This window comes from uncultured Campylobacter sp. (genome assembly GCF_938045225.1).
In the GTDB taxonomy this organism is placed as follows: Bacteria; Campylobacterota; Campylobacteria; order Campylobacterales; family Campylobacteraceae; genus Campylobacter_A.
This window is the reverse complement of record NZ_CALINL010000260.1, coordinates 1-7,951: the sequence shown is the minus strand read 5'-3', so window position 1 is coordinate 7,951 and position 7,951 is coordinate 1. Positions and strand designations below refer to the sequence as shown.

The 7,951-nt window shown below is 46.5% G+C and carries 9 protein-coding genes and 1 pseudogene; 5 read left to right on the top strand and 5 right to left on the bottom strand.

Translation table 11 applies throughout. The features are described 5' to 3' along the window. On the bottom strand, positions 1-779 hold a 779-nt coding region (locus Q0200_RS09450), incomplete at its 3' end, for an HlyD family efflux transporter periplasmic adaptor subunit (protein WP_297940655.1). Positions 780-1,149: 370 nt separating this feature from the next. Between Q0200_RS09450 and Q0200_RS09445 the strand changes: the two genes are divergently transcribed. From Q0200_RS09445 to Q0200_RS09435, 3 genes are all read left to right on the top strand, one after another. Then, on the top strand, positions 1,150-1,695 hold the full coding sequence (locus tag Q0200_RS09445; RefSeq protein ID WP_297940653.1) for a YceI family protein: 546 nt from the start codon (positions 1,150-1,152) through the stop codon (positions 1,693-1,695). 130 nt (positions 1,696-1,825) lie between these two features. Beyond that, complete coding sequence (locus Q0200_RS09440; RefSeq protein WP_297940651.1) at positions 1,826-2,311, top strand: molybdate transport repressor; 486 nt, start codon at positions 1,826-1,828, stop codon at positions 2,309-2,311. Positions 2,312-2,340: 29 nt separating this feature from the next. Beyond that, positions 2,341-3,057 (top strand): alpha/beta hydrolase-fold protein, encoded by a 717-nt coding sequence (locus Q0200_RS09435; RefSeq protein WP_297940649.1) that lies wholly within the window; start codon positions 2,341-2,343, stop codon positions 3,055-3,057. A gap of 442 nt (positions 3,058-3,499) precedes the next feature. On the opposite strand, the gene Q0200_RS09430 is transcribed toward Q0200_RS09435, so the two are convergent. Further along, positions 3,500-4,711, bottom strand: a complete 1,212-nt coding sequence (locus tag Q0200_RS09430; protein WP_297940648.1) for a saccharopine dehydrogenase family protein — start codon at positions 4,709-4,711, stop codon at positions 3,500-3,502. Positions 4,712-4,803: 92 nt separating this feature from the next. On the opposite strand from Q0200_RS09430, the gene Q0200_RS09425 reads away from it, so the two are divergent. Together Q0200_RS09425 and Q0200_RS09420 are read left to right on the top strand one after the other, a co-directional pair. Further along, complete coding sequence (locus tag Q0200_RS09425) at positions 4,804-5,082, top strand: tetratricopeptide repeat protein (protein ID WP_297940646.1); 279 nt, start codon at positions 4,804-4,806, stop codon at positions 5,080-5,082. A 48-nt stretch (positions 5,083-5,130) separates the two neighbouring features. Beyond that, positions 5,131-5,544: a tetratricopeptide repeat protein gene (locus Q0200_RS09420; protein ID WP_297940644.1), complete on the top strand. Its 414-nt coding sequence runs from the start codon at positions 5,131-5,133 to the stop codon at positions 5,542-5,544. A 60-nt stretch (positions 5,545-5,604) separates the two neighbouring features. Here Q0200_RS09420 and Q0200_RS09415 read toward each other — a convergent pair whose 3' ends face one another. From Q0200_RS09415 to Q0200_RS09405, 3 genes and pseudogenes are all read right to left on the bottom strand, one after another. Further along, entirely contained in the window at positions 5,605-6,903 is a 1,299-nt protein-coding gene (locus Q0200_RS09415) for an NAD(P)/FAD-dependent oxidoreductase (protein ID WP_297940642.1), read from the bottom strand. A gap of 41 nt (positions 6,904-6,944) precedes the next feature. Next, positions 6,945-7,439 (bottom strand): heme utilization cystosolic carrier protein HutX, encoded by a 495-nt coding sequence (gene hutX, locus Q0200_RS09410; protein WP_297940639.1) that lies wholly within the window; start codon positions 7,437-7,439, stop codon positions 6,945-6,947. A gap of 166 nt (positions 7,440-7,605) precedes the next feature. Next, a pseudogene (locus Q0200_RS09405) lies at positions 7,606-7,951 on the bottom strand (MFS transporter); the annotation flags it as partial.

Below are 7,951 nucleotides of genomic sequence, written 5' to 3'. Positions count from 1 at the left end.
GTGAGCCAAGAAGCTGACGCGCGGATCGCTGTGAAACAGTTTTTGCAAACCGGCACGAAAAATCTGATCTTGACCTCGCCAGGCGGCAGCAGAGATAGCACTGGCTGCGAGCTTTGGACGAACTCGCCCGTTTTATAAAATATATCTTCGACGAGTCCGGATTTTGGCGCTAGGACGGCGGTTTGCTCTAGCCTGCACCGCGCGGCGCGCTCGTTAGCTTTGGCCGCTTGTATTTTTGCTTTTAGGCTTGTTATCTGCTCGCTTCTAGCGGGCAAATTTGCGATTTTTAGCGCGGCGTTTAGCTCGCTAACTAGGGCGTTTGCGCGGTCAAATTCCGCCTTTGCTGCGTCGAAATCTTTTTGTGAAACGGCATGTTTGGCCAGCAGCGACTTCGCGCGTTCGTAGTTAGCCTCCGCGATCCAAAGCGTGGCCTTTGCTTGTTTTAGCTCGGCACCTATCCGCTCGAGCTCCTCGTGGCGCTTGCCAGTGCTAAGGTCGGCTAGCTCGGCTTCCAGAGCGCTCACGTTAGCCTTTGCGGCGTCTAAATTTGCCAGCGCTTCGGCGCTCTCAAGCGCAAAAAGCGGCTCGCCCTCTTGGACGACGGCGCCCTCTTTGACGCTTAAATTTACGATCCGTCCGCTAACGCTAGGCGCGACGTAAAGATAATCTCCCTCGACGTAGCCGTTAAAAAATGCGCTCCCCTTCTCGTCCGCGCAGCCTGCAAAAATCAGGATAAAAAAGGCAAAAAACGCGTAAAATTTGCTCAAATTTAAACCCATTTCGCCTCCTTAAAGCCGCTATTTCATTAGCATTATACTCCGCTTTGGTTAAATTTGGCTACATTTTAGGATGCTGCGCGGTACTCGAAAAGGAAATATTTTCAGCGTGTAGGCTTCGGATAGTGCGGTAGAAGCGGCGATTTTTTATCTCTTTTTAGGAAAGAGTAATTTAAATTTGGAGCAAATCTATACGGCGATTTAGTATTTTTCGCGTTTGAAATTTTCCAGATGCGCTTTATAAGCACCATAAAAACGGCAACTCAAAAAAGAGGATAAAAAATATCCGCTTTAAGCTTTCTTTGAAGAGTAAGATTATATAATTCCCATTTTAACGATAGTAGTTATTAATATTAAATATTAAGGAGAGGAAATGAAAAAAATCATTTCAGGTGCGCTGGCTGCGTCATTGCTGGCTGCTTCGGCATTTGCTTTTAGTGTAGATGGCAACCCTAGCGTCAAATTCGTTGGTTATAAGTTAGCTAACAAAACAGCCGTCGAGGGTACGTTTAAAGATCTTGGCTTTAAAAGCGCGGAAAACGCAAATTTTGCTGATTTTCTAAAAACCTTTGAGTTTAACATCGATCCTAAAAATATCGATACAAAGTTGCCCGATCGCGACAAACGCATCGGTATGATCTTTGACAGCAACGCAATAATGGCTAAAATTGTATCCGTAAGCGGCGACGAAAAAGCGGGCGAAGCTGAAGTCGAAGTTAGCGTAAAAGGAAACTCAAAGTCTTACAAAACGCAGTATACGGTGGAAGATGGTAAACTAAAGGCTAAAATCGGCATTGATTTGTTGGCTGATTTGAAACTCAATGAGACATTTGAAAAATACGCGGCTTCAGCCAAGCCTTTTCATGGTGGCAAAAGCTATCCGGATGTAGAAATTTCACTCGAAGCTAAAATAAAATAATCCTTAAATTCGGCGCTTAAAGATCTGCTTGCGCCGAATTTTCTGCTTTATTATTATTTTTTATTCCGTAATGCCGAAAAATCGCCGACTTAAGATATAATGGGGCTAAAAATTTAATCCAAGGTAAAATATGACGACGAAAGAAAATAAAAAAGGGGCGGTAAGCGCGCTATTTTTGGCGGTTGCGCTGTTTGCGGCGGGGTGCGCGGAGTATTTTTATTACGGCATAGGCGGGACGGGAGTTTTTACGATGGTCGTTGCCGTGATCTGCGCCGTTTTTTGCGTGAAAAAGATATTTCAAGTTAGCTTTTTAAGCATCGATGACGACGGGTTTTTGGTGCAAAAGGGCGGCAAGAACGCCAAATTTTACTTTAAAGATATCGAAGAAATCGGCGTTCGCATGGTAGACTCTAAACGCAAAATCGACGTTTTAAACGTGAGATTTAAAAGAGGCAAACTAGACCGCGACGCAGCTGATGGCCTCATGCAGCCTATCGGTGACGACGATGCCGTGATATACGATAAATACGAGCTTTCAAAGCACGAGGTTTTTAAAATTTTAAAGCAGAAATTTGAGGCGCTAAACGCACAAAAAAGCGAAAATAAGAAAAAGTAAAATTTACGCGAACGCAAAAAAGGGCCGCCGTGAAAGAGGAGTTTGAAATAGCCCGTAAAAAGGTCGCAATCTACCGCATAGGAGCGCAAAATTTGACGCAAAAGGCGGATGATGGCGGTTTGCAAAACGCAGGCGCGCCGATAGTATTTTATAACGCGTTTGCCAACGAAGCGGACGAGATCGTGCGAGCTTTAAGTGAGCTTGGCGGCGTAAATCTCACGCTCGCGGCAGTGGGCGGACTAGAGTGGAACTCCGAAATGACGCCCTGGCCGATGCCTGCTCTTTTTAAGAAAGAGGCGCCTTTTGAGGGTAGGGCGGATGAATACCTGCAAACTCTAACGCAGCAGATCGCACCTGCCGTGCTGGCAAGAACGGGCGATGCGGCGTGGCTTGGGATCGCCGGATACTCGCTAGGCGGGCTTTTCGCGCTTTATTCGCTTTATAAAACGCCTATGTTTACGCGCGTCGCTAGCGTTTCGGGCTCGCTTTGGTATAAGGATTTTCGCGAGTTTGCGCTGGGCTCGCATCTTGCGGGTAAGCTTGAGCGCGCGTATCTCTCGATCGGCGACCGCGAGAGTATGAGCAAAAACGAATACCTAAAAACGGCGCTAGAGGCCACGCGCGATATTGCCGCGCACTTTGAGAGTTTGGGCGTCGGAAGCAAATTTGAGCTAAATCCAGGCAATCACTACGCAGACGAGATAGGACGCACAGTAAAGGCGCTAACGTGGCTGGTTGGCAGCTAAATTTAGCTATAAATATACTCCAAAATTATCGTCAAATTTAAAAATTTAGCCGCAACAGAAGTTAAGATGGCGGGCTAAATTTGCTAACGGACGGAGTTAAATTTAAATTATAAATTTGAACACACTATAATAAGGCAAAGTATCGCTAGATGGATCGTGGTCGCAACTGCTAACAAAAGCAACGAAATTTATAAAAATTTGGTGCAGGATTTTTCTCTTAGACGAAGCGAAATTTCTACTTCGCTTCGCTCGTAGCTGCAAGCAGAAGATTTTTAAGTGGAGCATGTATATTAAAATTTAAATACCACAAACCCACAGGCAAAGTGTCGTGAGATGGATTTTGGGGTTGCGAAGAAATTTTCATCCCAAGACTAGACATATAGTCTGTCGAAGGGTGAAAATTTCAAGCTCCGCAAAATACACTTACGAGACAAGCCTAAATTTAGACTTCATACCTCTCACCAGGCTTCATTTCGATGATCTCCCACGGCAACCCCTGCTTATTTAGCTCGTCCATGAAAGGCTTGGCGTCGAAATTTTCCATATTAAAGACGCCCTTGCCGCTCCAAATGCCCTTCGCGACCATCATCGAGCCGATCATCGCTGGCACGCCTGTAGTGTAGCTAACAGCCTGCGCGCCCGTCTCGGCGTAGCAAGCCTCATGATCGCAGACGTTGTAGATATAAACCTGGCGCTCTTTGCCGTCTTTTAGACCGCGGATTACGCAGCCGATGTTGGTTTTGCCCTTCGTGCGAGGGCCTAGCGACGCAGGATCAGGCAAAAGCGTCTTTAAAAACTGGATCGGCACGATCTTTACGCCGTTGTGCTCGACCTCATCGATGCGTAGCATGCCGACGTTTTCTAGGCATTTCATGTGAGTTAGGTAGCTCTGTCCAAATGTCATAAAAAAGCGAATTCTCTTTAGCCCTTTGATGTTTTTTACCAAGCTTTCAAGCTCCTCGTGGTAGAGCAAGTAGCTATCTTTGACGCCAACTTTGGGGTAATCCCATTTGAACATTATTTCCATCGGCTCAGTCTCTTTCCACTCGCCGCGTTCCCAGTAGCGGCCTTTTGCGCTCACTTCGCGCAGGTTTATTTCTGGGTTGAAATTCGTCGCAAACGGATATCCGTGATCGCCCGCGTTGCAGTCCAGGATGTCGATCTCGTGGATCTCGTCAAAGAGATTTTGCTGTGCGTAGGCGCAAAATACGTTCGTCACGCCCGGGTCAAAGCCGCTTCCCAGCAGCGCCATCGTGTTTGCGGCTTTAAACTCGCCGTCCTTCGCCCACTGCAGCTTGTACTCAAATTTCGCCGTGTCGGGGTGCTCGTAGTTTGCGGTGTCAATGTAAGGTATGCCAGCCTTTACGCAAGCGTCCATGAGCGTTAGGTCCTGGTACGGCAGCGCGACGTTTAGCAGTAGCTCGGCGCCCGTTTTTTTGATGAGCGCTACCACTGCGTCGGTGTCGTCCGCGTCGATCTGGGCGGTATCGATAGCGACGCCTAGGCGATCTTTGATAAACTTAGCGATCGCGTCGCACTTGCTTTTGGTGCGGCTTGCAAGGGTGATCTTGCTGAAAACGTCTGCGTTCATCGCGCATTTTACGGTCGCGACTTGGCTCACGCCGCCCGCGCCTATGATTAAGATATTTGACATTTTGGCTCCTTTAAATTTTAGTGATTTTATCCAAAGCTTATATAAAATTTGCTTTTAGTCGTCACAATAGCGCGAAATTTTAAAGGAATTTTATGCGTAAAATTTTAATTTTTCTGCTTCCGATTTGGCTATTTGGGACGAGCTGCGAAGAGGCGATGCAGCGTAGTATAGATGAGTTTATAAAGCCTGATCTCGATGCTGCAGCTACGGCGATAGCCGGCGAAAAAGCCGCTCAAATTTGCCTGGCTCAGTACGGCGAAGAGCACGAAAACACTATAATGGCGCTAAATAACGCAGGCACGTTTTTTATGCTAGCAAACGAGCCGAAAAAGGCGCTTGAGGCCTATGAGCGTTCGCTAAAAATTTTATAAAAAGGGCTCGGTAAAGAGCACAAAGGGCTAGCAAAGTCCTATTACGGCGTGGCTAGCGCGCAGTCGGCGCTGGGGCGATACGATGAGGCGATAGCGAATTTCGGCTCGGCGATCAGACACTATGAGCTTGGCGGCGAGAATGTGCAAAAGGATCTCATGAGCTGCTACGCGGGGCTAGGCGATATGCTCTATAAAATGGGTGATTTTGGTGGCGCATACGTAAAACACGCCGTTGCGTTTAGGATTTGCGAAGAGGTTTTTGGCGCAGACGGCGTAAATTTGCTACGCGCGAAGTACTATGCGCTGATGGCTGGCGATCTGGCGGGACTTGGCAATAAAAAAGGAGCGCTGCAAAACTACGAAAAAGCCCTTAAAGTCGTGAATAAAATTTTAGAAAAAAGCAACGATAAACACGCAAAAAGCCTAAAAGCAGAGGTGGAGACAAAGATAAAAGAGTTGTAAATTTGGCGATTAGATCTTGAGGCGGGCCAAATTTACGGCTCAAATTTGACTAAGTCGTCGTTACTCGGCATTTAACCGCTTTGCCAAATTTGCCGCGCACGCAAACGCAAAATGCAGATTGTATCCGCCGAGCATCCCCGTCACGTTTAAGACTTCGCCAATAAAGTAAAGCCCGCGAGTGCCGTTGTGGCAGCAGTTTGCGTCTAGCGCGTCCGTATCTGCGCCGCCTTTTGTGACTTCGGCTCGCTCGAAGCCAAACGTGCCCGCAGGCGCAAATTTATAATCAAATAGCCGCGAGATTTTCGCCGTTTCGTCCGCTTTGTACTCGCCGTAAGGTTTGTCGTTAAGCCCCGCCGCATGCAGAAACTCGAGCGTAAATCGCCTAGGCAGGGGCAAGATAGTGCTGAGCTGTTTTTTGCTTTTTTGCGCGGTTTCGATGCTAAAATTCGGGCAAAAATTTATCGCCATCAAGCCTTTTTGCCAAAAAAGCGAAGCGTTTAGCACGGCCGGGCCGCTTATGCCTTTGTGGGTAAAAAGTATGTCTCCTGCAAATTTGCGCGGCATATTTGACTCGCGGTTTGAGGCGTTTTTATTTGCGAAAACTACGCTAATCTCGGCAGGAAAGCAAACTCCGCTTAGATTTTTAAACCAAAACTCCTCTTTTTGCACGGTAAATCCCACGAGCGCCGGAGCTGGCGTGGCGACACTGATGCCGAAGCTTTGCGCTATTTCGTAGCCGATGTCGCTAGCGCCCAGGCTTTTGTAGCTTAGTCCACCGCTAGCTATGACGAGATTTTTAGCGTAAAATTTATCGCCGTTTTCGGCGAGCACTTCAAAAATTTCGTTTAAATTTTGCTCGGCGTAATCAAATTTCGTCTCAAAATCCGTCAAATTTTCACCGCGATTTTGTGCGGGAAAAACGTCTAAAATTTGGCCGTTTTCATCGGTCAAAATTTTTCTAGCGCTTTTCACGCAAACGCCGCAAAATATTTGCGCTCCGCTTTGTCTAGCGCGCTTTAAAAGCACGCCCAAAACGTCCTTTGCGCCGCTTTCGCAGAAAAATTGATTTTGCTTTTGCTCGTTAAATTTTAGCTCGCCGAAAAAATTTAAAACGTCTTTGAAGTCTAGGTTTTTTAGGATATTTTTCACGAAATTTGCGTCACCGAGGTAGTTTGACGCGTCGATACGGCGGTTTGTGACGTTGCACCTGCCTCCGCCGCTAGCTAATATTTTCTTACCAGGAGTTGCGTTTTTTTCGAGTACGGCGACGCTTTTACCGCGTAAATTCGCCGCCAAAAATAGCCCTGCCGCGCCCGCTCCGATTATCAAAACGTCGTAAATTTTGCAAATTTTAGACATCATAAAACCTCAAAATTTACCCGCGGCAAAGCCATCTAAAATCAAAAGCTATTTTTTAGCGCTAGGAATTTTTGCTCTTGCGCTTCGTCTAGTTTCATTTTTTCGTTGCGATTTACGAAAAGCTTAAATATCACGTTGTGATCCGCGTCGTAAAAGTGCAGGCTGTGCCCGAGAAATCCCATAAATTTAGTGCTCACAAAGCCGATGCTGGAGATTGATTCTTCTTTTAGGTGGCCGCCCAAAAAGCCTGTTTTATCGGTGAAATTTAAAAATCCTCTCGCTTTTTTAGGCATAGGTACGCTCACTTTGATCTCGATGATAAACTCAGGCGTATTTTTGATGAAAAGCATCTCGCCCCAAGTGCTGACTTCTTCAAAAATTTTCATCAAATTTTCTGCGCTGACTTCCTTAAATTCGTCATTGCCGCGGTACTGCAAGATTTCGTATTCGCGTACGTTTAGCTGTTTGGCCGCATCGTAAACGGACATCTTTTTATCCTCGAAAAGCTCGTCGATTTGTTTTTTTAGATCGCTCATTTTTGTCCTTTTTTGAAATTAGATTTTGATAATAGTATTTAAAAATAGCTAAAAATCGGCTAAATTTACATGACAGGCGTCGTTACGTTATTAAACGGCGCGCGAGCTGAAGTTTAGGCGTTTTGCGAGGGGTGGATTCGGTAAATTTACCGTCCGTAAAAGTCCGCTAAACGCCTAAAATTTGCTTTATCTCGGCCTCGTTAGTGAGCTCGGAGTTGTATTTTACGACGAGATTTTGAGCGTTTTTGTAGCACTCCACGACGCCTTTTTGCTTTTCGATCTCGGCTAGATCGGCATCCGTGCTTGACGGCAGATAGATGTTTTTAAAGATATTTGGATTATCTAGCCATTTTAGCGCGATCAGCCACACGACGCAAAGTGCCGTCACGACGGCGGAAAGCGCGCTAAGACCGTAAAATTTAAGCAAAGTACCGCCGCCGATACCGCCGATAAAGCTTCCCATGTAGCCAAAGGCGTTAAAGATGCCTAAAACCGCGCCTTTTTGGCTTACT

What these genes read in the sequence shown, in the direction of transcription:
- Q0200_RS09440 (WP_297940651.1), top strand. Translation starts at nt 1,826, where the DNA reads ATGACGACGAAAGAAAATAAAAAAGGGGCGGTAAGCGCGCTATTTTTG.
- hutX (WP_297940639.1), bottom strand. Translation starts at nt 7,439, where the DNA reads ATGAGCGATCTAAAAAAACAAATCGACGAGCTTTTCGAGGATAAAAAG.
- Q0200_RS09425 (WP_297940646.1), top strand. Translation starts at nt 4,804, where the DNA reads ATGCGTAAAATTTTAATTTTTCTGCTTCCGATTTGGCTATTTGGGACG.
- Q0200_RS09430 (WP_297940648.1), bottom strand. Translation starts at nt 4,711, where the DNA reads ATGTCAAATATCTTAATCATAGGCGCGGGCGGCGTGAGCCAAGTCGCG.
- Q0200_RS09445 (WP_297940653.1), top strand. Translation starts at nt 1,150, where the DNA reads ATGAAAAAAATCATTTCAGGTGCGCTGGCTGCGTCATTGCTGGCTGCT.
- Q0200_RS09415 (WP_297940642.1), bottom strand. Translation starts at nt 6,903, where the DNA reads ATGTCTAAAATTTGCAAAATTTACGACGTTTTGATAATCGGAGCGGGC.